The 22,098-nt window shown below is 70.8% G+C and carries 23 protein-coding genes; 12 read left to right on the top strand and 11 right to left on the bottom strand.

The window, feature by feature from the left end; translation table 11 throughout:
• Positions 1 to 109 precede the first annotated feature (109 nt).
• On the top strand, positions 110 to 1,813 hold the full coding sequence (locus tag ACP4E5_RS44800) for a chitinase (protein WP_425840621.1): 1,704 nt from the start codon (positions 110 to 112) through the stop codon (positions 1,811 to 1,813).
• Positions 1,814 to 1,851: 38 nt separating this feature from the next.
• Here the strand turns inward: ACP4E5_RS44800 and ACP4E5_RS44795 are convergent, their stop codons facing one another.
• Both ACP4E5_RS44795 and ACP4E5_RS44790 read right to left on the bottom strand, forming a co-directional pair.
• The gene (locus tag ACP4E5_RS44795) at positions 1,852 to 2,379 is read right to left on the bottom strand and encodes an OsmC family protein (protein ID WP_425840619.1); all 528 of its coding nucleotides are present in this window, start codon (positions 2,377 to 2,379) and stop codon (positions 1,852 to 1,854) included.
• 262 nt (positions 2,380 to 2,641) lie between these two features.
• Positions 2,642 to 3,121: a cupin domain-containing protein gene (locus tag ACP4E5_RS44790; RefSeq protein ID WP_425840617.1), complete on the bottom strand. Its 480-nt coding sequence runs from the start codon at positions 3,119 to 3,121 to the stop codon at positions 2,642 to 2,644.
• 227 nt (positions 3,122 to 3,348) lie between these two features.
• On the opposite strand from ACP4E5_RS44790, the gene ACP4E5_RS44785 reads away from it, so the two are divergent.
• The 3 genes from ACP4E5_RS44785 to pgm all read left to right on the top strand — a co-directional run bounded on the left by ACP4E5_RS44785 (position 3,349) and on the right by pgm (position 6,910).
• Positions 3,349 to 4,383: an aldo/keto reductase gene (locus ACP4E5_RS44785; RefSeq protein ID WP_425840615.1), complete on the top strand. Its 1,035-nt coding sequence runs from the start codon at positions 3,349 to 3,351 to the stop codon at positions 4,381 to 4,383.
• Between the two features lie 63 nt (positions 4,384 to 4,446).
• Positions 4,447 to 5,190 carry a Clp protease N-terminal domain-containing protein gene (locus tag ACP4E5_RS44780; protein WP_425840612.1) on the top strand — a complete coding sequence of 248 codons (744 nt, stop codon included), beginning with the start codon at positions 4,447 to 4,449 and terminating at the stop codon, positions 5,188 to 5,190.
• An 85-nt stretch (positions 5,191 to 5,275) separates the two neighbouring features.
• Positions 5,276 to 6,910, top strand: a complete 1,635-nt coding sequence (gene pgm / locus ACP4E5_RS44775) for a phosphoglucomutase (alpha-D-glucose-1,6-bisphosphate-dependent) (RefSeq protein ID WP_425840609.1) — start codon at positions 5,276 to 5,278, stop codon at positions 6,908 to 6,910.
• On the opposite strand, the gene ACP4E5_RS44770 is transcribed toward pgm, so the two are convergent.
• Positions 6,903 to 7,592, bottom strand: a complete 690-nt coding sequence (locus ACP4E5_RS44770) for a phosphonatase-like hydrolase (protein ID WP_425840607.1) — start codon at positions 7,590 to 7,592, stop codon at positions 6,903 to 6,905. The two genes, pgm and ACP4E5_RS44770, sit on opposite strands and share 8 nt — an antisense overlap.
• Entirely contained in the window at positions 7,589 to 8,377 is a 789-nt protein-coding gene (locus ACP4E5_RS44765; protein ID WP_425840604.1) for a GntR family transcriptional regulator, read from the bottom strand. Before ACP4E5_RS44765 ends, ACP4E5_RS44770 begins: the two co-directional genes overlap by 4 nt.
• A 127-nt stretch (positions 8,378 to 8,504) precedes the next feature.
• On the opposite strand from ACP4E5_RS44765, the gene ACP4E5_RS44760 reads away from it, so the two are divergent.
• From ACP4E5_RS44760 to ACP4E5_RS44750, 3 genes are all read left to right on the top strand, one after another.
• On the top strand, positions 8,505 to 9,692 hold the full coding sequence (locus ACP4E5_RS44760; RefSeq protein WP_425840601.1) for a TIGR03364 family FAD-dependent oxidoreductase: 1,188 nt from the start codon (positions 8,505 to 8,507) through the stop codon (positions 9,690 to 9,692).
• Positions 9,693 to 9,953: 261 nt separating this feature from the next.
• Positions 9,954 to 11,795, top strand: coding sequence for an asparagine synthase (glutamine-hydrolyzing) (asnB, locus tag ACP4E5_RS44755; protein WP_425840598.1), 1,842 nt, complete (start codon positions 9,954 to 9,956; stop codon positions 11,793 to 11,795).
• Positions 11,796 to 11,929: 134 nt separating this feature from the next.
• Positions 11,930 to 12,319: a VOC family protein gene (locus ACP4E5_RS44750; RefSeq protein WP_425840595.1), complete on the top strand. Its 390-nt coding sequence runs from the start codon at positions 11,930 to 11,932 to the stop codon at positions 12,317 to 12,319.
• A 94-nt stretch (positions 12,320 to 12,413) separates the two neighbouring features.
• Here the strand turns inward: ACP4E5_RS44750 and ACP4E5_RS44745 are convergent, their stop codons facing one another.
• The 3 genes from ACP4E5_RS44745 to ACP4E5_RS44735 all read right to left on the bottom strand — a co-directional run bounded on the left by ACP4E5_RS44745 (position 12,414) and on the right by ACP4E5_RS44735 (position 13,638).
• A complete protein-coding gene (locus ACP4E5_RS44745) occupies positions 12,414 to 12,758 on the bottom strand; it encodes a VOC family protein (RefSeq protein ID WP_389276215.1) in 345 nt (114 codons plus the stop codon).
• 32 nt (positions 12,759 to 12,790) lie between these two features.
• The gene (locus ACP4E5_RS44740; RefSeq protein WP_425840592.1) at positions 12,791 to 13,027 is read right to left on the bottom strand and encodes a hypothetical protein; all 237 of its coding nucleotides are present in this window, start codon (positions 13,025 to 13,027) and stop codon (positions 12,791 to 12,793) included.
• Positions 13,028 to 13,101: 74 nt separating this feature from the next.
• Positions 13,102 to 13,638 carry an SRPBCC family protein gene (locus ACP4E5_RS44735; RefSeq protein WP_425840590.1) on the bottom strand — a complete coding sequence of 179 codons (537 nt, stop codon included), beginning with the start codon at positions 13,636 to 13,638 and terminating at the stop codon, positions 13,102 to 13,104.
• 148 nt (positions 13,639 to 13,786) lie between these two features.
• On the opposite strand from ACP4E5_RS44735, the gene ACP4E5_RS44730 reads away from it, so the two are divergent.
• A complete protein-coding gene (locus tag ACP4E5_RS44730; RefSeq protein ID WP_425840587.1) occupies positions 13,787 to 14,758 on the top strand; it encodes a glutathione S-transferase family protein in 972 nt (323 codons plus the stop codon).
• 37 nt (positions 14,759 to 14,795) lie between these two features.
• A complete protein-coding gene (locus ACP4E5_RS44725) occupies positions 14,796 to 15,944 on the top strand; it encodes a dihydrofolate reductase family protein (protein WP_425840584.1) in 1,149 nt (382 codons plus the stop codon).
• Here the strand turns inward: ACP4E5_RS44725 and ACP4E5_RS44720 are convergent.
• On the bottom strand, positions 15,858 to 16,817 hold the full coding sequence (locus tag ACP4E5_RS44720; protein ID WP_425840581.1) for a DMT family transporter: 960 nt from the start codon (positions 16,815 to 16,817) through the stop codon (positions 15,858 to 15,860). The genes ACP4E5_RS44725 and ACP4E5_RS44720 overlap by 87 nt on opposite strands.
• A gap of 95 nt (positions 16,818 to 16,912) precedes the next feature.
• Here ACP4E5_RS44720 and ACP4E5_RS44715 point away from each other — a divergent pair, with 95 nt between their 5' ends.
• From ACP4E5_RS44715 to ACP4E5_RS44705, 3 genes are read left to right on the top strand one after another with little or no spacing between them, the layout of a single operon-like run.
• On the top strand, positions 16,913 to 17,533 hold the full coding sequence (locus ACP4E5_RS44715) for a TetR/AcrR family transcriptional regulator (RefSeq protein ID WP_425840578.1): 621 nt from the start codon (positions 16,913 to 16,915) through the stop codon (positions 17,531 to 17,533).
• On the top strand, positions 17,530 to 17,958 hold the full coding sequence (locus tag ACP4E5_RS44710) for a protein-tyrosine phosphatase family protein (RefSeq protein WP_425840576.1): 429 nt from the start codon (positions 17,530 to 17,532) through the stop codon (positions 17,956 to 17,958). The genes ACP4E5_RS44715 and ACP4E5_RS44710 overlap by 4 nt, the downstream gene beginning before the upstream one ends.
• Before the next feature lie 55 nt (positions 17,959 to 18,013).
• Entirely contained in the window at positions 18,014 to 18,682 is a 669-nt protein-coding gene (locus tag ACP4E5_RS44705; protein WP_425840573.1) for a DUF4230 domain-containing protein, read from the top strand.
• A gap of 16 nt (positions 18,683 to 18,698) precedes the next feature.
• Here ACP4E5_RS44705 and ACP4E5_RS44700 read toward each other — a convergent pair whose 3' ends face one another.
• The 3 genes from ACP4E5_RS44700 to ACP4E5_RS44690 form a co-directional block, all read right to left on the bottom strand.
• Entirely contained in the window at positions 18,699 to 19,439 is a 741-nt protein-coding gene (locus ACP4E5_RS44700; protein WP_425840571.1) for a dienelactone hydrolase family protein, read from the bottom strand.
• 162 nt (positions 19,440 to 19,601) lie between these two features.
• Positions 19,602 to 21,119: a GMC oxidoreductase gene (locus ACP4E5_RS44695; protein ID WP_425840568.1), complete on the bottom strand. Its 1,518-nt coding sequence runs from the start codon at positions 21,117 to 21,119 to the stop codon at positions 19,602 to 19,604.
• Between the two features lie 70 nt (positions 21,120 to 21,189).
• Positions 21,190 to 22,098 (bottom strand): carbohydrate ABC transporter permease, encoded by a 909-nt coding sequence (locus ACP4E5_RS44690; protein ID WP_425840565.1) that lies wholly within the window; start codon positions 22,096 to 22,098, stop codon positions 21,190 to 21,192.

Here is a 22,098-nt window from a genome sequence, read left to right as displayed (position 1 = left end):
GCGTGCCAGAGGTCTTGACAACTCGATTGGTCTGAACCAACTTTGGCGCACACAGCGGTGGCCACCGTTCACATCCGCAGCATCCCCACCTCTTCCCAGGAGGCTCCCCGTGGACCGTGCACGCCATCGCAGACCCAGACCCAGACCCGGCCTCGTGCTCGCCGTCGTGGCGGCCGCGTCGCTCGGCGTCACCGCGCTCGCCGCCCCCGCGCAGGCCGCCGACACCAACGTGGCCAAGAACGCCGGCTTCGAGTCGGACCTGGGCAACTGGACGTGCACGGCGGGCAGCGGCTCCGTGGTGACCTCGCCCGTGCACGGCGGCGCGAAGGCCCTCAAGGGCACCCCGTCGGGCCAGGACAACGCGCAGTGCAGCCAGACCGTCAAGGTCGCTCCCAACTCGACTTACTCGCTGAGCAGTTGGGTGCAGGGCGGTTACGCCTATCTCGGCGCGAGCGGCACCGGCACCACCGATGTGTCGACGTGGACACCGGGCAGCTCCTCCTGGCAGCAGCTGACGACGAGCTTCAAGACCGGCGCGAGCACGACGTCCGTGACGGTGTACACGCACGGCTGGTACGGGCAGAGCGCGTACTACGCCGACGATGTGAGCGTCTTCGGTCCCGACGGGGGCGGCGGCACGGACCCGGTCGTGGTCCCGGCCGTGCCCGGCGGGCTCACGGCCGGCACGGCCACCTCGTCCTCGATCGGCCTGTCCTGGACGCCGGTCTCGAACGCCACCGGCTACAACGTGTACCGGAACGGCACGAAGGTCGCGGCCGTCACGGGCGCCTCGACGACCGTGACGGGGCTCGCGGCAGACACCTCGTACAGCTTCCAGGTCACGGCGACGAACGCGGCGGGCGAGTCCGCGAAGTCGCCGGCGGTGACCGCGAAGACGGCCGCGTCCGGTGGCGATCCCGGCGGCGGCTCCGTGCCCAAGCACGCGCTGACGGGGTACTGGCAGAACTTCGACAACGGCGCGACGGTGCAGAAGCTGCGGGACGTGTCGTCGCAGTACGACATCATCGCGGTGTCGTTCGCCGACGCCACGACCACGCCCGGCCAGATCGCCTTCAACCTGGATCCCGCGGTCGGCTACGCGTCCGCGGCCGACTTCAAGGCCGACATCGCGGCGAAGCACGCCGCGGGCAAGTCCGTGATCCTGTCGGTCGGCGGTGAGAAGGGCAGCGTCTCGGTCAACAGCGACGCCTCCGCGACCGCGTTCGCGGACAGCGCGTACGCGCTGATGCGGGAGTACGGCTTCGACGGCGTCGACATCGACCTGGAGAACGGGCTCAACTCGACGTACATGTCGAAGGCGTTGCGCCAGTTGTCGGCGAAGGCGGGCGGCAAGCTGGTCCTGACGATGGCGCCGCAGACCATCGACATGCAGTCGACGTCCGGCGAGTACTTCAAGACGGCGCTGAACGTGAAGGACATCCTCACGGTCGTCAACATGCAGTACTACAACAGCGGTTCGATGCTGGGCTGCGACGGCAAGGTCTACAGCCAGGGCACCGTCGACTTCCTCACGGCGCTCGCCTGCATCCAGTTGGAGGGCGGCCTCGACGCGTCGCAGGTCGGGCTCGGCGTGCCGGCGTCCACGCGCGGCGCGGGCAGCGGCTACGTCGCTCCGTCGGTCGTGAACAACGCGCTCGACTGCCTGGCACGCGGCACCGGCTGCGGCTCCTTCAAGCCCGCGAAGACGTACCCGGGGCTGCGCGGCGCGATGACGTGGTCCACGAACTGGGACGCGACGGCGGGCAACGCCTGGTCGAACGCGGTGGGTCCGAAGGTGCACGCACTGCCGTAGGGCACTGGCCGGTGACGCATCGCCACCGGCCGGCCGGGTCAGCCGCCCATGAAGAGCATCGTGCCGTCGGGGCCCAACGCCTCGACGCGCGCGCCGTGTTCGACGGTGCGGCTGACCGTGCAGTACTTCTCGTGGGTCAGTCGGATGCCGCGTTCGAGCGCCTCGGCGGCGTCCTTGTCACCCTCGGGCAGCTCGATCTCGTACGAGACACGGACGGCCCCGACCCGCCCGTCGTCCTCCGCCCGTGACACGGACTCGACGGTGATGCGCAGCTCGTCGTGCGGCACGGTGCGGGCCGTGCGGTCGACGACGAGGCCGCCGCAGCCGCCGAGCGCGGCGAGGAGCAGTTCGACGGGGGTGAACGAGGGCTGGGCGCCCTCGCTGTCGGCGGGGGCGATCCGGACCTCGGCGCCGCGGTCGTTGCGGGCGGTCCAGTCACGGTCGCCGTTGCGGACGGTCTCAATGCGGTAGTCGGCCATGCCGGAACCGTAACCAGCGGCGGGCTCCGTGCCGCGCAGCATTTCCGGGGTGTCGGGGCGGCGGGTCGGGGAGTCCGCGTGCCCCACGCCCGCGGACTCCCCGATGGTGCTCCCTCCCCTGGCGACCGCTGCCCGAGTACGCGGCCGCCGCGCCGCAGAGTCTGCCGGGGACGGCCGCGGACTTCATCCCGCACCCCCGGATTTCGGTAACTTCGCGTATTGAATCAGTGGCGAGAAGTTACGGGGATGTGACGCCGCATCCCGCAGATTCGGCGGGAGTCGAGGCGCGGACCGTGCCGTCTGGCGTGATCCCTTCGACTCAAGGAAGGCCGGATCACTGCGGCTCGCGCTACCCCTGGAGGCGCTCCCCGCACCGGGCGCAGTACTGGGCGGCGGCGTCGTCCGCGGCCCGGCCGCAGGACGCGCACACGCGGGGCAGCAGGCAGGGCGCTTCGCCGCCCTCTGCCGTCACCTGCGGTTCGGCGCGGCGGATGGCCATGCCGGGTCGCCTGCGGTGCGCGGTGAGGTAGACGAGCCCGTCCTCGCCGGCGCTGACCGCGCGCCGCTCGCCGCGCGGCACGAACACGAGGGTGCCGGGCGCCACTTCCTCGTCGACGCCGGCCCGGTGGAGCGTGCCGCGACCTTCGACGACGACGAGGAGCACGTCGAGCTCGGCCTCCACGTAGGCGTCGCCGCCTCCACCAGGGCGCAGGCGGACGACGTTGGCGTCGAGTTGGCGGGCCGCTCCGTCGAGCCGCCAGAGGGCGCCGGTCGCTTCCGGCGCGGCGGTGCTCAGGACGTCGGCGAGGGTGACGTGGGCAGCGGGCATCGGTCTGGTTCCCCTGACGTGGTGCGGCGGTTCCTGCCCGTTCAATTCTCCATCACCGCGACCTTCTGACCGGATCGGGCTCTGCGACCGAGCCTGCGAACCGTTAAAGGGCCTGTGGTTCCATTACGAATCCCCTCTCTGCTACTGTCACGACACGCCCTAACGGGACACCTACCCCGTTAGAGCGTGCAGAGCTTCCAATCGACCGAGCGCGCGAGGGGTTCGTCATGGAGTACCGACAGTTGGGGACGTCCGGCCTGAAGGTTCCGGCGCTGAGTTTCGGGGCCGGGACGTTCGGCGGGCGGGGTCCGTTGTTCTCCGCGTGGGGCACCGCCGGGATCGACGAGGCGCGGCGCATGGTGGATCTGAGCCTGGAGCACGGGGTCACGTTGTTCGACACCGCCGACGTGTACTCGGACGGGGCGTCCGAGGAAGTGCTCGGCGCGGCGCTCAAGGGGCGGCGCGACCAGGCGCTCATCTCGACCAAGGCCGCACTGCCGACGGGCGAGGGACCGTACGACGCCGGGGTGTCGCGGTCGCGGCTGATCGCGTCCGTCGACGCCGCACTGCGGCGCCTCGACACCGACCACATCGACTTGTTCCAGCTGCACGCCTACGACGCGAGCACGCCGGTCGAGGAGGTGCTGGCCACGCTCGACGACCTGGTGCGTGCGGGCAAGGTCCGTTACACCGGCGTCTCCAACTACGCGGGCTGGCAGCTGATGAAGGGGCTCACCGAGGCCGACAAGCACGGGCGGCCGCGGTTCGTCGCGCACCAGGTGTACTACTCGCTCGTCGGCCGGGACTACGAGTGGGAGTTGATGCCGCTCGCCAAGGAGGAGGGCGTGGGCGCCGTGGTGTGGAGCCCGCTCGGCTGGGGTCGACTCACCGGGAAGATCCGGCGCGGACGGCCGCTGCCGGACGACAGCCGCCTGCACCGGACGGCGCAGTTCGGGCCGCCCACCGAGAACGAGCACCTGTACCGCGTGGTGGACGCGCTGGACGAGATCGCCGAGGAGACCGGGAGGGCGATCCCGCAGATCGCCATCAATTGGCTGCTGCGCCGACCCACCGTGTCCACGGTGCTGATCGGGGCGCGCAACGAGGAGCAGTTGAAGCAGAACCTCGGGGCCATCGGCTGGGAGCTGACGCCGGAGCAGGTGGCGAGGCTGGACGCGGCGAGCGAGGTCAAGGCCCCGTATCCGTACTACCCGTATCGGACGCAGGACGGGTTCCGGCAGTTGAATCCGCCGCTGGTGTGAGCCGGACCGGACAGGTGTCAACGTTGGGTTGACAGTCGGGCGCTGTCAACCTACGGTTGCATCATGACCAATTCCGGCGGCACCACACCTTCCATTCGTCTCGACGACCTGATCGACGCCATCAAGAAGTCGAACACCGACGCACTCGACCAGCTCCAGAACGCCGTCATCGCGGCGGACCACCTCGGCGACATCGCCGATCACCTCATCGGCCACTTCGTCGACCAGGCCCGCCGCTCGGGCGCCTCCTGGACGGACATCGGCAAGAGCATGGGAGTCACCCGGCAGGCCGCGCAGAAGCGCTTCGTGGCCAAGGGCTCCGAGAACGATCTGGACCCCAGCCAGGGCTTCAACCGCTACACCGACCGCGCCCGCAACGTGATCGTCTCCGCGCAGAACGAGGCCCGCGCCGCGAGCAACGCCACCATCACCCCCGCGCACCTGGTGCTCGGCCTGCTGCACGAGCCGGAGGGCCTCGCGGCCCGGGCGATCCTCGCGCAGGACGTACTCCTGGACACCGTGCGGCAGGCCGCGACGGCCGAACTGCCGGAGGAGTCCGACGACGTACCGGCCCTGATCCCGTTCGACGCCGACGCCAAGAAGTCCCTGGAGCTGACGTTCCGAGAGGCGCTGCGCCTCGGCCACAACTACGTCGGCACCGAGCACATCCTGCTCGCCCTCCTGGAGCACGAGAACGGCTCGGGGCTGCTCACCGGCCTCGGCATCGGGAAGGACCAGGCGGAGTCGCAGGTCCTCGCGGTTCTCTCGGAGATCGTGAAGAACCAGCAGGAGTCCGGGGAGGACTGAGCGCCTCCCGCGAAAGGGGGCCGGAACCCGTCTCCCGCCTGTGCCGCCCACTTTTCTTCATAGGCGCAGGTGGGAGACTGCTTCCATGACTGCTGAGCGCTCAGGAACCCCCGCCCTGCCGGGCGATCTCGTCGACATCGACGAGCTGATCGAGGCGTATTACACGCGCGAGCCCGACGTCACGCGCCCCGAGCAGCGCGTCGTCTTCGGCACGAGTGGCCATCGCGGCTCCAGTCTCGACGGAGCCTTCAACGAGAAGCACATCGCCGCGATCACCCAGGCGATCGTCGAGCACCGCGCCGCGGAGGGCATTACCGGCCCCCTCTTCATCGGCCCCGACACGCACGCCCTGTCGCATCCCGCCCTGAAGACCGCCCTCGGCGTTCTCGCGGCGCACGGCGTGCGGGTGCTGGCCGACGCGCACGAGGACTTCGTGCCGACGCCCGCGCTCAGCCACGCGATCCTGCGCTGGAACCGCGGGAAGGCCGGCGACGCGGCCGACCGCGCCGACGGCATCGTCATCACGCCGAGCCACAACCCGCCCCGTGACGGCGGCTTCAAGTACAACCCCCCGCACGGCGGCCCCGCCGACTCGACGACCACGTCATGGATCGCCGAGCGCGCCAACGAACTACTGGAGGACAGCAGTTGGGTGCCGCGCTCGGTCGACAAGGCGGCCTGGGAGCCGTACGACTTCCGTGAGGCCTACGTCGAGGACCTCAAGGACATCATCGACATCGACGCCATCCGCGCCTCCGGTGTGCGGGTTGGCGCCGATCCGCTGGGCGGCGCGAGCGTGCACTACTGGGCGCGGATCGCCGAACGGTACGGGCTGGACCTGACCGTGGTGAACCCGGAGACCGATCCGACGTGGCGTTTCATGACGCTCGACTGGGACGGCAAGATCCGGATGGACCCGTCGTCGGCGCCCGCGATGGCCTCGGTGCTGGCCCGGCGCCACGACTTCGACCTGCTGACCGGCAACGACGCCGACGCCGACCGGCACGGCATCGTCACCCCGGACGCGGGCCTGATGAACCCGAACCACTATCTGGCCGTCGCCATCCACTACCTGTTCAGCCACCGGCCGCAGTGGTCGGCGTCGGCGGCCATCGGCAAGACGCTCGTGTCGTCCGCCGTCATCGACCGGATCGCCGCCACCCTCGGCCGCGAACTCGTCGAAGTCCCCGTCGGGTTCAAGTGGTTCGTGCCGGGCCTGGTCGACGGCTCGGTCGCGTTCGGCGGCGAGGAGAGCGCGGGCGCGAGCTTCGTCCGCAAGGACGGCAGCGTGTGGACCACCGACAAGGACGGCATTCTGCTTGCCCTGTTGGCCGCCGAGATCACCGCCGTCACCGGGAAGACGCCTTCCGCGTACTACGCCGAACTCGCCGCCGAACACGGCGCGTCGGGCGCCGCGTACGCACGCATCGACGCCAAGGCGACGAAGGAGCAGAAGGCCCGACTCGCGAAGCTGACCGGCGACGCGATCACCGCCGACACCCTCGCGGGCGAGCCGATCACGGCCCGGCTCACCGAGGCGCCGGGCAACGGCGCGGCCATCGGCGGCGTCAAGGTCACCACGGAGAACGCCTGGTTCGCGGCCCGGCCCAGCGGCACGGAGGACGTCTACAAGATCTACGCCGAGTCCTTCCACGGCGCCGAACACCTCGCCCAGGTACAGAGCGAGGCACAGGCGATCGTGGACGCGGCCCTCAGCTGACGGGGGCGGTCTCCGGGATGCCGGGGAGGTCGGCGACGCCGTCGAGGACGTAGGTGTGCGGGTGGGCTTCGAGTTGCTCACGGGTGAGCTGGCCCGTGAGCACGCCGACCACGACCGCCGCGCCCGCGTTGAACCCGGCCTCCAGGTCGACGACCGTGTCGCCGGCCACGAGGACCCCCCGCACGTCGACCGTCCCGGTCTTCTCCATCGCGCGCTGGATCATGTAGGGGGCGGGGCGGCCGCGCGGCACCTCGTCGGAGGTGACGACGGCGTCGAGGTTGCCGCCCTCGCCGGTGGACCAGCCGAGCGAGTCGAGCAGGGGAAGCGCCACGTCCGCGCTGAATCCTGTGGTGAGGGCGACCTTGATGCCGCGGGCGCGCAGCTCTTCAAGTGCCTTGTCGGCGTGGGCTATCGGCTCCGGCGGCTGCTTCGCGTAGCTCTCGCGCAGATAGGCGCGGAACGTCTCGTACTGTCGCTCGACCAGCTCCGCGTCGGGGGCGCCGCCGCCGATGCGGACGAGCGCGGCGATGGCCTCGCGCTTGTCGGTGCCCATCCAGGTCTGGAGGTCGGCCGGGTCGACGCGGACGCCGGTGGACTCGACGGCGTGCCGCAACGCGTCGTATACGGCCCCGTGCTCGTCGATGGTGGTGCCTGCCATGTCGAAGACGGCGAGTTCGATCACTGGGCTTCCTCACGTGTGGTGCGGGTTTCTGCGGTGCCGCCGCGGGCCGCGACGGTGCGACCGTCCATGGTGTTCTCGATGGTGAACGTGGCCATGGACGGCAAATAGCGGTCGTCCGCGTACTCGACGGGCCTGCCGTCGCCGGTGTGGGCCAACCTCCGTACGCGGAGCAGGGGTTGGCCGGGATCGACGCCGAGGAGCTCGGCGTCCTGGGCGTCCGCGGCGACGGCGTCGATGGTGTGCCGCGCACGGTGCAGGTCGACTCCGCACGAGGTGAGGGCGTCGTAGACCGAGCCCTCGTCCGGGTCGAACGCGAACAGGTGCAGGCCGACGTCGAGGACGAACGTGGACCGCTCGACCATCGCGGGCACCCCGTCGAGATGACGCAGGCGGACGAGGTCGACGCCCGGCGCCCCCTCGTCGAGACCCAGGCGCGCGGCGGCCTCGGGGCTCGCGCGACGCCGGGCCACCTCCACGGTGTGCTGGCCGGGGGTCCGCGCGATCGACTCGGCCCACTGCGTGAACGACATCAGCGAGGCGAACGGCTGCGAGGGCGTGACCCTGCGGGCGACGGGCGGCTTGCCGCGCCCGCCGACCAGATGACCGTCCGCCCGCAGCTGCGCGAGCGCCTGCCGCACGGGGCCGCGCGAGGTCCCGAACTCCTCGCACAGCTGTGCCTCGCTCGGCACGGGCGCCCCCTCGGGCCACTCCCCCGACTCGATGCGTCGCCGGAACTCGGCGCCGAGCCGCTGGTGCAGCGGCCCCTCGTCACTACTTGTCTTCACAAGTCGAGTGTCGCAGTTCGGCGACGAGCTGGGCAAGGGCAGATCCGGCGCACAGCTGGTAAACAACGAGGAAACTTGTATAGACAACCCTTGCGGGTGACGGCAGACCGTCCGCAGGCTTGGTGTCATGAACAACGCATCAGCGCCATCCACCGCCCTCCCCCGCGACCGCAGCGACCTCGTCGTGGTCGGCGCCGGCATCGTCGGCCTCGCCCACGCCTTCGAGGCGGTGCGCCGGGGCCTCAGCGTCACGGTGGTCGAGCGGGACCGGCGGCCGGTGGGCGCCTCCGTGCGCAACTTCGGCCACTGCTGCGTCACGGCACAGCGCGGCGAACTCCTCGACCTCGCGCTGCGCTCGCGCTCCGGCTGGCTGGACGCCGCCAAGTCGGCCGGACTGTGGGCGCCGGAGGCGGGCGCGCTCGTGGTCGCCCGGTCGGAGACCGAGCTGGCGGTCCTTGAGGAGCTGCGGGACGAGCGCGGCACGGACGCGGTGCGGCTGCGCACGCGCGACGAGGTGGGCGAGGAGCTCGGCCGGTCCGCCGGGGACCACGCCGACCTGGCCGGCGGCGCGCTGCTCCCCGCGGACCTGCGCGTCGACCCGCGCGAGGCGGCGCCGCGGCTCGCCCAGTGGCTCGCCGAGCAGCCCGGTGTGACGGTCTCCTGGGGCACGAACGTGGTCGGCGTCGAGTCCGGCACGGTGCACACCAGCCGCGGCCCGGTGCACGGCGACCGGATCCTGCTCTGCGTCGGCCACGACCTGGACCGCCTGTATCCGGCGGAGGCCGAGGCGCACGGCATCGAACGGTGCCGCCTGTCGATGGCCCGGGTCGCCGCGCCCGACGCCTTCCGCACGGACTCGGCGGTCCTCACCGCGACCTCGATGCTGCGCTACGACGGTTTCACCGCGATGCCGTCGGCCGACCGCCTGCGCGCCGAAGTCACCGCACACAGCCCCGAGTTGCTGGACGTGGTCGCCAACGTGATGTTCACGCGGCTGCCCGACGGCACGGCCCTGGTCGGCGACTCGCACGCGTACGACGCGACGGAGATCCCGTTCCAGGACGAGGCGACGACGGAGCTGCTGCTGCGCGAGGCCTCCCGCGTCCTGGGCGTCCCCTCGGTGCGGGTCACCGAACGCTGGCAGGGCGTGTACGCCAGCAGCGGCCGCGGGCCGCTCCTCGTACGCGAACTGGCGCCGGGCGTAAGGGCGCTGTCGGTGACGTCCGGGATCGGCATGACGCTGTCGTTCGGACTCGCGGCGGCGACGTTCGACGGATCGCTGACTGAGACGACAGCGGGTTCCCGGCAGGATTGATCAAATCTTTGCCTGTGGCCGGATCACTCTGGTCGCCCAAGGCAACTTTCTCCAGGAGGCCCCCGCCGCAAGGGATTTGCGAAGGGAATCATTCCGGTTGACGCCCCGACCGGCGGCTGAAACCGCTCGGTCGGCCACCTTCGGGAGGTTACGAACGCATTGACCCGCCCCGCCTCCATGACACACGCTCGAAACATAGATGCCGTGTACAACTTGTTCACCCGGTTGTGCGCGGCCGTACGGCGAGCAGGAGGAAGCGCTATGTGTGGCATCACCGGCTGGGTCTCCTTCGACCGTGACCTGCGGGCCTCGGCCGAGACAGTGGATGCGATGACCCAGACCATGGAGTGCCGCGGTCCGGACGACCGCGGCACCTGGATCGAGGGCCCCGCCGCCCTCGGTCACCGCAGGCTCGCCATCATCGACCTGCCGGGCGGCCGGCAGCCCATGACCGTCGAGACACCGAGCGGGAACGTCGCCCTGGTGTACTCGGGAGAGACGTACAACTACACCGAGCTCCGCGCCGAACTGGCGGGCCTCGGGCACGAGTTCCGCACGGACTCCGACACCGAGGTGGTGCTGCACGGCTACCTCGAGTGGGGTGAGGACCTGCCCGAGCGGCTCAACGGCATGTACGCGTTCGCCATCTGGGACGGCCGCACCGACAAGCTCGTCATGATCCGCGACCGGATGGGCATCAAGCCCTTCTACTTCTACGAGACCCCGGACGGCGTACTGTTCGGCTCCGAGCCCAAGGCGATCCTCGCCAACCCGCTCGCCGCGCGCCGTGTCACGCTGGACGGCCTGCGCGAGTTGTTCACGTTCGTGAAGACTCCCGGTCATGCCGTGTGGGACGGGATGAACGAGGTGGAACCGGGCACCGTCGTCACCGTCGACCGTTCCGGACTGCGGCAGCGCGCGTACTGGACGCTGGAGACGAAGCCGCACACCGACGACCAGGAAACGACCATCGCCAAGGTGCGCGAGCTGCTCGACGACATCGTGCGCCGTCAGCTCGTCTCGGACGTGCCGCGCTGCACGCTCCTGTCGGGCGGCCTCGACTCCTCCGCGATGACGGCGATCGCGGCCAACCAGCTGGCCGGGAAGAACGAGACGGTGCGCAGCTTCGCCGTCGACTTCCTCGGACAGGCCGAGAACTTCGTCGCCGACGAGCTGCGCGGCACGCCCGACACCCCCTTCGTGCACGATGTGGCGCGGGCCTCGGGCACCGACCACCAGGACATCGTGCTCGACTCGAACGCGCTCGCCGACCCCGAGGTGCGCGCCCGCGTCATCCGCGCACGCGACATCCCCGCCGGGCTCGGCGACATGGACGCCTCCCTGTACCTGCTGTTCAAGGCGATCCGCGAGCAGTCGACGGTCGCCCTGTCCGGCGAGTCGGCGGACGAGGTCTTCGGCGGTTACCTCCAGTTCTTCGACGAGGAAGCCCGCAACGCGGAGGCGTTCCCGTGGCTGGTGAGCATGGGCAAGCACATCGGTGACGACTCGGACGTGATCAGGCCCGAGCTCACCAAGCGGCTCGACCTGGAGGGGTACACCGCCGACAGTTACGCCGAGGCCGTACGCGACATCCAGCGTCTGGAGGGCGAGAGCGACTTCGAGTACCGGATGCGCCGCATCTGCTATCTGCACCTGACCCGCTTCGTGCGGGTCCTGCTCGACCGCAAGGACCGGGCGAGCATGGCGGTGGGCCTCGAGGTGCGCGTCCCGTTCTGCGACCACCGGCTCGTCGAGTACGTCTACAACACGCCGTGGGCGCTGAAGTCGTTCGACGGACGCGAGAAGAGCCTGCTGCGCGAGGCGACGGCGGACGTGCTGCCGAAGTCGGTGTACGACCGGGTGAAGAGCCCCTACCCGTCGACGCAGGACCCGAAGTACGCGGTCGCGCTGCAGGAACACGCGAAGGAACTGCTCGCGAAGCCCTCGCACCGGGTCTTCGAGATCGTCGACCGGGAGCGGCTCGCCGTCGCCGCCCACCGCGAGGCCCCGCAGATCACGCAGGCCTCGCGGCGCGGCCTGGAGCGCGCCCTCGACCTGGCGCTCTGGCTCGACATGTACGACCCGGAACTGGTCCTGGACTGACGCCGGAACGGGAGCCGGAAACGGACTGGCCCCGAGCGCCACCTCATGTCTAAGATCCACGGCAGCATCGCGTGCCGGTCACCGACCGGGTGAGGCATGGAGGTGCCGGAGTTGCCTTCTGGAGGCAATCCACCATGGCGGTTCAGCTCAATCACACCATCGTTCACTCACGGGACAACCGGGAGTCCGCGGAGTTCCTCGCGCACATCCTGGGGCTCGAAGTGGGTGATGAATGGGGCCCGTTCATCCCGCTCGTCCTCAGCAACGGCGTGACCCTGGACTTCGCGACAGTCCCCGCCGCGTCCATCGTCACGCAGCACTATGCGTTCCTCGTCACCGAGGAGGAGTTCGACGGGATCTTCGGACGGATCAAGGACGCGGGGCTCACGTACTACGCGGATCCGCACCGCAAGCAACCGGGCGAGATCAACCACAACGACGGGGGCCGTGGCGTGTACTTCATGGACCCCGCGCACCACGGCATGGAAGTGATCACGCGTCCCTACGGGGGCGGTGACCAGTAGCACCGGGATCGGGTGGGGGTCGTGGCCTTCGGGCCGCGGCCCCCACCGCTCGTGGTCGCGCCGCTCGTGTGCGTGCCACTCCTGGTCGTGGCGGTCAGCTGTCCTGGAGCACGCCGAAGACGTTCCCGTCAGCGTCCTTGAGGGATGCGATCCGTCGGCCGGGGCCGACCTCCGTGACGTCCTGGACGACCTCGGCGCCGGACTCCACGAGGGACTTGACGGTCCCCTGGATGTCATCGACCGTCCAGTAGCCCACGGGACCGGTCATTCCCTGCTGGTGCCCGTTCGGATTCAGGCCGAAGTGCTGTCCCGCCACGTCGTAGCCCACGTAGTACGCCTCGTCCGAGGACGGCTCGACACCGAGCAGCTTCGTATAGACGGCCTTCGCGGCGGCGAGGTCCCGGACGGGGGCGATGATCGTGTGCTGACCGCTGGTCATGCAGTACTCCTTCACTCGTTCTCCGGCCGGGCTCAGCCGAAGTTCGTCACGTCCAGAAACAGGAACACCGTCCCGACGACGAAGGCCGCGATGCCGAGCGCACCGAGGGCGAGCGCCGTCCTCCTGGCCGGGCGGCAGACCGCCTCGGCTTCCTCCTGCCGGACCGAAGCCCCGCACGGCAGCGTCGCAAGACCGTAGGTCACCAGTCCCGCGGTACCGACCGTGAGGCCGAGTCCGAGCCACGTCACACTCGCGGACATAAAGGACATGCGTCCGATTTTGCGCCCGTTCGTGGGATCCCGCTATTCAGACAGTGACCGTGCGCACACGCGGTGCGGGCGCCTCAGGACTCCTCGTCCATGCCCGGCACGGGCGCGCCGGACGGGAAGCCGGCCGCCGTGTAGGCCTCGTACAGCTCCTTCCACGCGGGCGTCGCTCCCGTGTGGTCCTCGGACAGGGCCTCACCGCGGTCTGCCGCGTCGAGGGCCAGCAGGCAGATCTCCCAGCCCGCGGCGTTGCGCGCTGCCGCGTCCACGCTTTCCAGCACGTTCGTGAGCGTCAGATGGGTGCCGCCGTCACCGCGCTCCTCGAGGTCGTACTGAAGCTCGTCGCCTCCCCACGTGAAGGAGAAGTGGCGCGGGGGTTCGGCCGCGACGACCGTGCCCACGGATTCCGGCATGTGCGGGTCGTCGAAGAAGCGGATCGTCGCGCCGGCGCTCAGCTCTCCGGCCTCGAACTTGGACGGGAACCAGTGCGCGAGGTCGGCCGGGTCCGTGACATAGCGCCAGACGCGGTCGATCGGCTTCTCGTACGTGCGGGTGAACCGGACGCCGGGACGGCCGTCGTCCAGGGTGAGGTAGCTGCCGGTCGTGGTCGTCATGCCTGCGCCTTCCTTGCCTTCTCGGTCAATGCCCACTCCGAAGCCTCTCATCGGCCACTGACAGTCGCCTCCGCCACGGTGGTGTGCGGGCCGTTCCTCGGGCAGGCTCGGGGCGCACGGTCGTGTCCGACCCCGGAGGGAGACCCACGTGCCCGGCAACGCCTCGTACGGCAAGAAGGCCTTCAAACGGTCCCGCAGTCATTTCACCGACCGGATCACCGCCGACGGCCGCGACGGCTGGCCCGTGGAGGCGGGCCGCTACCGGCTCGTCGTGAGCAAGGCCTGTCCCTGGGCGAGCCGCGCCCTGGTGGTGCGCCGCCTCCTCGGCCTGGAAGACGCCCTGTCGCTCGCGGTCGCCGATCCGATCCAGGACGACCGCAGTTGGCGCTTCACGCTCGACCCGGACGACCGCGACCCGGTGCTCGGGATCCGCTACCTCAGTGAGGCCTACGACGCGCGGGAGACCGGGTATCCGGGCGGGGTGAGCGTGCCCGCGATCGTCGACGTACCGTCCGGGAAGCTCGTCACCAACGACTACCAGCAGCTGACGCTGGACCTGGAGACCGAGTGGACGGCGCTGCACAGGTCCGGCGCGCCGGACCTGTACCCGGAGCCGCTGCGCGACGAGATCGACGAGGTGATGGACGGCATCTACCGGGACGTCAACAACGGCGTGTACCGGGCCGGTTTCGCGAGCGAGCAGGACGCATACGAGAAGGCGTACGGGGACGTGTTCGCGCGGCTCGACACGGTGGCGCGGCTACTCGCCGGGCAGCGGTATCTCGTCGGCGACACCATCACGGAGGCGGACGTCCGCCTGTTCACGACGCTGGTCCGCTTCGACGCCGTCTACCACGGCCACTTCAAGTGCAACCGCAACAAGCTGGCCGAGGACCCGGTGCTGTGGGCGTACGCGCGGGACCTGTTCCAGACGCCCGGCTTCGGCGACACGGTCGACTTCGACCACATCAAGCGGCACTACTACCAGGTGCACACCGGCATCAACCCCACGCGGATCGTGCCGCTGGGTCCCGACCCGTCCGGCTGGCTGACCCCGCACGGCCGCGAGAAGCTGGGCGGGCGCCCGTTCGGGGACGGCACGCCGCCGGTGTCTCGATAGGCTCTGCGCGTACGTCCCGCCCGGTCACGGAGTCGCCATGTCCCGCCCGCACGTGTTGTTGTCCGCCGCAGTCTCGCTCGACGGATGCCTCGACGACACCGGTCCCGAGCGGCTGCTCCTGTCCGGCGCGGAGGACTTCGACCGGGTGGACGCGGTGCGGGCCGCGAGCGACGCGATCCTCGTCGGGGCGGGGACGCTGCGCGCGGACCGGCCCCGGCTGCTGGTCAACTCCCCGGAGCGGCGCGCCAAGCGGGTCGACGACGGTCGTTCCGCCTACCCGCTGAAGGTGGCGGTCACCGCCTCGGGGGACCTGGATCCGGGTGACCCGTTCTGGACGACGGGCTGCGAACGGCTCGTCTACACAACGGAATCGGGTGCCTCGCGCGCCCGCACGCGCGTGGGCGGCGCGGCGGACGTGGTGGTGCTCGGCCCCCACCTCGACTGGGCGGCGCTCCTGGACGACCTCGGGACGCGCGGTGTGCGGCGGCTGCTCGTCGAGGGCGGCGCGCGCGTGCACACGCAGTTGTTGCAGCTGGGGCTCGCGGACGAACTGCGGCTCGCCATCGCGCCGTTGGTGGTCGGCGAGCCGGGCGCGCCGCGCCTGTTCGGGCCGGGCTCGTACCCGGGCGGGCCGCGCAGCCGGATGCGGGTGCTCGGCACGGAGCGCGTCGGGGACGTGATCGTGACCCGGTACGCGCCGACCGTGCCCGGCCCCGGGGCGACGGCCACCGCGGCGGACCGGCACTGGCTGCGCCTCGCCTGCGAACTGGCCGCCGAGTGCCCGCCGTCGGAGACCGCGTTCAGCGTCGGCGCCGTGGTAGTCGCCGACGACGGCACGGAACTGGCGCGCGGTCACTCGCGCGAAGGCGGGGATCCGGTGGTGCACGCCGAGGAGGCCGCGCTCGGCAAGCTCGCCGCCGACGACCCGCGCCTCGCCACGGCCACCGTCTACAGCAGCCTGGAGCCGTGCGCCCGCCGCGCCTCACGGCCGAAGCCGTGCGCCCGGCTGATCGTCGACGCGGGGGTGCGCCGCGTGGTGACGGCGTGGCGGGAACCGGACACGTTCGTGCCGGGCGCCGACGGGATCGGGGTGCTCGCGTCAGCGGGCGTCACCGTGGTGGAGGTCCCGGAGCTGGCCGACGCGGCCGTGCTCCCCAACCGCCACCTTGTCACGGCGGTCCCGTAGCGGGTACGCGCGCGTGCCGAGCCGCACGACCACGACGGCCGCGAGGCCGAGGACGAGTCCCAGCGCGGTGCGGACCCCGAAGGGCTCGCCGAACATCAGGGCTCCCCACACGGCGGTGACGGGCGCCATCAGGAACATCAGCGTGTTGACCTGGGTGAGGCCGCCCCGCCGCAGCACGATCCAGTAGAGGCCGTAGCCGCCGAACGTCGACAGGCCGACGAGCCAGGCGATCGACAGCCAGAAGGACGGCGCGGCGGGCGGCGCGGCCTTGCCGAACGCGACGGCGAGGCCGGTGAAGACGACGGCGCTGGTGGCGCAGTGCACGGTCAGCCCGACCATCGGCTCGACGCGGGTGCGCGAGCGGCTCTCCACGAAGGTGGCCGCGACCAGCGACAGCATGCCGAGGAACGGGACACCGTAGGCCCACCACGGGACACCGCCGACGGCGCCCGCGTCGGCGGTGGTGACGACGACGACCCCGGCGAGGCCCAGGCACAGACCGAGCCACTGCCGCGCGGTGACGTACTGCCGCAGCAGCGGTCCGGCGAGGGCGCCCGCGACCAGGGGCTGGGTGCCGTCGATGAGAGCGGTCGTGCCGCTGGAGACGCCGAGCTCGATGGCGTAGTAGACGGTCAGAAGGTAGCCGCTCTGCGAGAGGGCGCCGATGACGGCCTGCCGTCCGATGACGCGACCGCCGAGCCCGCGCCACCGCTTCCGGCCGGCCACCACCGCCACGGCGCCCAGGACGAGCGCCAGCGGCAGGAACCGCCACATCAGTGTGGTCACGGCGCTCGCCTCGCCGGCGCCGAGCTTGGCCCCGATGAAGCCGGAGCTCCAGGTCAGGACGAATCCGATGGACAGAAGAACGTTCATGGCGCGGCCACCGCCTCGCGTGATCGGGTTCAGGGAAAGAGCTATACAGATCGGTATACCTGGCACCACTATACAGATCGGTATAGTCTTGAGGCATGCGTACGACGACGAACCCCGCCCCGCCGGCCGTCGACCCGGACCGCCCCGACCTCACGCCGGCCGCGCGCAAGGTTCTGGAGACCGCCTCGCGGCTGTTCTACGAGCGCGGCATCCACGCGGTCGGCGTGGATCTGATCGCGGCGGAGGCGGGCGTCACGAAGAAGACGCTGTACGACCGCTTCGGCTCCAAGGAACAGATCGTCGTGGACTACCTGGCGACCCGCGACGCCCGCTGGCGCACCTACCTCGCCCACCACCACGACGACGCCGAACTCTCCCCCACCGACCGGGTACTGGCCGTCTTCGACGCGTCGCAGGAGTGGATGAGCGCCAACAGCGGCAAGGGCTGCAGCATGGTCAACGCGCACGCGGAGATCAGCGACCCCGCGCACCCCGCGTACGCGGTGATCACCGGTCAGAAGCGGTGGATGCTGGAGCTGTTCACCCGGCTCGCGGGGGACGTGGCGCCGGACTCCGCAAGAGAGTTGGGGCGTTCCCTGATGCTGCTGCACGAGGGCGCGCTGGTCTCGGACGGCCTGGATGTGTTCCCGGACGCGTTCGGGCGGGCGCGCAGGATGGCGGCGTTCCTGCTGTCTGCCGCAAAGGACGCGCGGTGACGTGGGAGGCCAGGGCGCCGGGTGTGCTGCGGTTGCCGTCGGGGCGGCTCGTGCGCGGCAGGGGGCTGCGCGATCCGCTGCCCGCCGGTCCCCCACCGGCGTACGGCATCTACCTCCTGGGCGCTGAACCCCCGCCCACGGACTGGGAGTCGACGTGGCTGCGCTGGCCCGACTTCCGGCTGCCCGCCGACCGTGCACGCGCGCGTGCGGTGCTCGCCGAGGCGTGGCGGCGCTGCGCGGACGAGCGGGTCGAAGTGGCGTGCATGGGCGGGCGCGGTCGTACGGGGACGGCGCTCGCGTGTCTAGCGGTGCTGGACGGAGTACCGGTCGGCGGGGCCGTCGCCTACGTACGCGAGCACTATGCGCGTGGGGCGGTCGAGACGCCGTGGCAGAAACGGTACGTACGGCGTTTCGCGGCTTGTTGAAAGGGAGTGATCAGCGCTCCCCGTGGCATCCGTAGTCATGGGAAGGAGGTCCCCCATGACGCCGAGGACCGTATTGCCCCGGTGGGCGAGGGCCGCGCGGGCGCCCCTGTGGACGAAGGCGGCGGTGGCGCTGCTCGTCGTGCTCGCGATCGTGTTCGCCGGGCTGAGCATGGTGCACCGCCTCGACGACCTGTTCGGCACCGAGACGCACGACCGCTCGGGGCCCGCGCTGCTCAAGTCCGTGCGTGACCTGAGCCGTTACGACGCCGCAGCCGGGAACTACCAGGTGGTGGTCGACCTGGACAAGGACTCCAAGTATCTGCCGGACGCCATCCAGGGCACGCGCACGCTGTACATCGGCGCGGGCACGGTCGACGCGTACGTGAACCTGGGCGGGATCGGCTCCGGCGACGTGCGGGTGAACGACGACCGCACGTCCGCGACGCTGCACCTGCCGCACGCCCGGCTCGCGGCTCCCGTGCTCGACACGGACCGCTCGTACGCCGTGGCGAAGCAGCGCGGCCTGCTCGACCGGCTCGGGGACCTCTTCTCCGACAACCCGGGCGACGAGCGGGCGGTACGCCAACTCGCCGCCCGGCACATCGGCGAGGCCGCGCGGGACAGTGAACTCACGGCGCGCGCCGAGCGGAACACGACGGACATGCTGCGCGGTCTGCTGCGGTCCCTGGGGTTCCGCGACGTGAACGTCTCCTACGGGACGTGACTAGTAGGGGACGTGACTAGCGCAGATGCCGGGCGAAGAACCGGGCCGCGTCCTCCCCCGCGGACTGCGGGACGCCCGTGTGTCCGCCCATGTTGGCGAGCAGCGTCTTCTCCTTGGAGCCGAAGGCGTCGAACAGATCAAGGGCGGCCTGCCGGTCGTTTCCCTCGTCGTCCCATTGCAGGAGGACGTGCAGTGGGATGGTGACCCGGCGGGCCTCCTCGAACATGACGCGGGGCACGAAGCTCCCGGCGAAGAGACCGGCCGCCACGATGCGCGGCTCGACGGCCGCCAGCCGGACGCCGATGGAGATCACCCCTCCCGAGTAGGCGACGGGGCCGCCGATCTCGGGCAGCGCGAGGAGGGCGTCGAGGGCGGACCGCCATTCCGGGACGGACTGCTCGACGAGCGGGAGGATCACGGCGTCGATGATCTCGTCGCCGACCGGCTCGCCGGCCTGCAAGGTCCGCCGAAGGTCCGCACGTCCCCGCTCCAGGGTGTCCAGGCGGGGCCGGTCACCGCTGCCGGGGAGTTCGATGGTGGCCGCGGCGAAGCCCTCCGCCGCGGAACTCCGGGCCCGGGCCGCGAGCCGGGGGTACATCTTGCGCAGCCCGAGTGTCGGGTGGCCGAGCAGGATCAGCGGGACCGGCGCGGAGGCCGACGCGGAAGCGGGCGTCCACAGGATGCCGGGGATGTCACCGAGGGTGAACGCGCGCTCGACGACGCCGTCGTCGAGGCGTTGTTCTGAAGTGAAGTGCATGGTCGTGCCTTTCGGGAGAGCTCATGAACGGCGCTCCCGGACGACGACCTATCGCCCGACCGTGACCCCGGAGGAGAGCACCCATGTCGATTCGTTCACGGGTACCACCTCCTCGTTCTCTCGCACGGCCTCCGGAAGGTTAGCACTGGGCCCTGTGAGGTCCTAGTTCGAGGCCGTGTCGGCGAGTGCCGCGCGGGCTGCGCGGACCGCGGTGACCACGCCCGTGAGCGTGGCGTTGGCCGCGAGAGCCGTCGGGATGACGCTGCAGCCCGCCAGGTAGAGGTTGGCGGTGTGCCAGACGCGGGAGTGGGGGTCGCAGACGCTGGTGCCGTCGCTGTCGGGCCCCATCCGGGCGGTGCCGGTCATGTGCAGCGACGTTCCGGGGGCGAGGGTGAGGCTTTCGGTGGCGGGGTGGGATCCGCCGAGGCGCCGGCCCGCGCGCTCCTGTTCGCTGCGCGCCTCCTCGATGCGTTGCCGGTCGGTGTCGGTGTAGTCGAAGACAATGCGCATGGCGGGCATCCCGGTGGCGTCGAGGTCCGTCTCGGAGAACTCGACGCGGTTCGTCTCCTGGATCTCGGTCGGGACGTAGAGGCCGAGGCCTGTGGAGCAGTCGGTGATGCGGCCGCGTCCGTCGAGGCGGGCGCTGCCGCTGAACTGGCCGTTGAACGGCTGCGCCTTGTCGCTGTGCGGCAGCCAGTACTGGACCTGCAGCCACTCTCCCGCCGCCACCTCCCCGGCGAGGGCCGCCCCGTCCAGGCCGATCGCCTCCGGGTCGACCTCGGCGCGGCCGGTCTGGAAGACGTGCTCGTTGAGGTAGCGGCCCAGCGCGGCCGGGCGGATCCCGGACGCGAACAGCAGCTGAGGGGTGCGGAAGACGTCCGCGCAGACGAGGGTCGCGTCCGCCGTCGTCTCGTACTCCTCTCCGGTGGCGATGTCGCGGACGAGGGCGCCGCGCACCGTTCCGTTCTCGTGCAGGAGGCGGATCGCCTGTGCGCGGGTGCGCAGTTCGAAGTGCGGGTCGTCGCCTGTGGCGATCGGTTCGAAGATGCGGTTGGGGCCCGTACGGAGCGGGTTGCCGTTGTCGTCCGGGTTGATGGCCATCGGCAGCGGCTTGACCTCGCGCCCCGGCGCGGCCTGTGCGCCGAAGACGTCGCCCAGGGCGGAGATGAGCGCGGTGCGCAGGGCGGACTCGCCGTCCGGGTCGGGGTTGACGTGCAGCAGTGCGGAGGCGGTGGCCATGTCGGCGGCCCACTCGTCCGGGTCGATGAAGTCCGGTATCTCGCTGCCCCAGGCGGCGGGCGTCGCGGCGGTCCAGTGGATCCCCATGCCGCCGGTGTTCCAGGCGAGTGCGGCGGACGGCATCGCGGCGGAGTCCTGGCCGAAGGTGGACAGCCGGTACATGCCCGGCTCGGTCCCGGCGAGGGGGCCGCCCAGGTCCTCGGCGACGTCCTGGGCGCCGACGTACATGCCCTGGACGCCGGAGGAGGTCTTCTCCCGGTAGCGCTCCTGGACCTCCTCGTCCTGGATGTCGAGGAGGTGCTGGCCCGGGGTCGAGCCGAGGACGGGGCCTGCGTCGAGCATCAGGATGCGCGCTGTCGGCCGTGCGTCGCGGATCAGCCGGGCCGTGCACGCGCCCATGATGCCGCTGCCGACGATGAGGAAGTGATGGTCGCTCGACAAGGGTGTTTCTCCTCTGGAGTTCTGGGGTGTTGATGAGAAGTGGGACGGATGGGCTGCCGCCGTCGCGCCGTCAGCCCTTCACGGAGCCGCCGAGGATGCCGCGTACGAAGAACTTCTGCAGGGACAGCAGGACCGCCAGGGGCACCACGACCGACAGGAACGCGGAGGCGATCAGGAGGTTCTCGCCGGCCCCCGTGGACTGCACCATGCCGGCGACCTGCACCGTCAGCGGTTGCGCCGCCGAGCTTCCGCCCAGGAAGAGCAGCGGGATGAGCAGGTCGTTCCAGGACCACAGGAACTGCAGGATGGCGAGCGCGGCCAGGATCGGCCCCGAGGTGGGGAGCACTATCTGCCAGAAGATGCGCCACTCGGAGGCGCCGTCGATCCGGGCGGCCTCGAGGAGGGATTCGGGGATGTCGGCGAAGAAGCCACGCAGCAGGAAGACCCCGAAGGGGACGGTGCTTCCGACTTGGTAGATCCAGATCGAGGTGAGGGAGCCGGTCATGCCGATGCTGTTGAACAGCTGAAGGACCGGGACCAGGGTCAGTTGCGGCGGCAGGGCCTGCAGCGCGACCATCGCCGCCGCCAGAGTGAGGCGGCCGGGGAAGCGCATGCGGGCCAGGACGTACGCACCGAAGGCGGACACGAGCACGGTGCCCAGCGTGGTGGGCACGGCGATCGCCACCGTGGACAGCAGGCTGTCGCCCAGGCCGAGGGTGGCGAAGACGTCGGTGTAGTTGGAGGTGGTGAGCCGCGGCTGCAGGAAGACGTGCCACCAGCCGCTCGCGGTGATCTCCGCGACAGGCCGGAAGGACGAGGACAGCAACGCGAGCACGGGGGTGAACCAGCAGGCGCACAGCACGAAGACGGCGGCGTGCAGCGCGATTCTGGCAGGGTGCAGCCGGGCGCGGGTACGCCGTCGTGGACGGGCCGCTGTCACAGCAGCCGTCTCTACGGATGGAGTTGCGGTCGCGGTCAT

Origin of the sequence: Streptomyces fractus (assembly GCF_049844455.1) — a bacterium.
Classification (GTDB): Bacteria; Actinomycetota; Actinomycetes; order Streptomycetales; family Streptomycetaceae; genus Streptomyces; species Streptomyces fractus.
The sequence above is the reverse complement of the archived record's forward strand: the minus strand, read 5'-3'. Positions and strand labels throughout refer to the sequence as shown.

Coding starts and splice junctions, on each gene's coding strand:
- ACP4E5_RS44790 (WP_425840617.1), bottom strand. CDS start 3,121: ATGCCCGCTGCCCACGTCACCCTCGCCGACGTCCTGAGCACCGCCGCG.
- ACP4E5_RS44785 (WP_425840615.1), top strand. CDS start 3,349: ATGGAGTACCGACAGTTGGGGACGTCCGGCCTGAAGGTTCCGGCGCTG.
- ACP4E5_RS44780 (WP_425840612.1), top strand. CDS start 4,447: ATGACCAATTCCGGCGGCACCACACCTTCCATTCGTCTCGACGACCTG.
- pgm (WP_425840609.1), top strand. CDS start 5,276: ATGACTGCTGAGCGCTCAGGAACCCCCGCCCTGCCGGGCGATCTCGTC.
- ACP4E5_RS44760 (WP_425840601.1), top strand. CDS start 8,505: ATGAACAACGCATCAGCGCCATCCACCGCCCTCCCCCGCGACCGCAGC.
- asnB (WP_425840598.1), top strand. CDS start 9,954: ATGTGTGGCATCACCGGCTGGGTCTCCTTCGACCGTGACCTGCGGGCC.
- ACP4E5_RS44750 (WP_425840595.1), top strand. CDS start 11,930: ATGGCGGTTCAGCTCAATCACACCATCGTTCACTCACGGGACAACCGG.
- ACP4E5_RS44745 (WP_389276215.1), bottom strand. CDS start 12,758: ATGACCAGCGGTCAGCACACGATCATCGCCCCCGTCCGGGACCTCGCC.
- ACP4E5_RS44740 (WP_425840592.1), bottom strand. CDS start 13,027: ATGTCCTTTATGTCCGCGAGTGTGACGTGGCTCGGACTCGGCCTCACG.
- ACP4E5_RS44735 (WP_425840590.1), bottom strand. CDS start 13,638: ATGACGACCACGACCGGCAGCTACCTCACCCTGGACGACGGCCGTCCC.
- ACP4E5_RS44725 (WP_425840584.1), top strand. CDS start 14,796: ATGTCCCGCCCGCACGTGTTGTTGTCCGCCGCAGTCTCGCTCGACGGA.
- ACP4E5_RS44720 (WP_425840581.1), bottom strand. CDS start 16,817: ATGAACGTTCTTCTGTCCATCGGATTCGTCCTGACCTGGAGCTCCGGC.
- ACP4E5_RS44715 (WP_425840578.1), top strand. CDS start 16,913: ATGCGTACGACGACGAACCCCGCCCCGCCGGCCGTCGACCCGGACCGC.
- ACP4E5_RS44705 (WP_425840573.1), top strand. CDS start 18,014: ATGACGCCGAGGACCGTATTGCCCCGGTGGGCGAGGGCCGCGCGGGCG.
- ACP4E5_RS44700 (WP_425840571.1), bottom strand. CDS start 19,439: ATGCACTTCACTTCAGAACAACGCCTCGACGACGGCGTCGTCGAGCGC.
- ACP4E5_RS44690 (WP_425840565.1), bottom strand. CDS start 22,098: ATGACCGCGACCGCAACTCCATCCGTAGAGACGGCTGCTGTGACAGCG.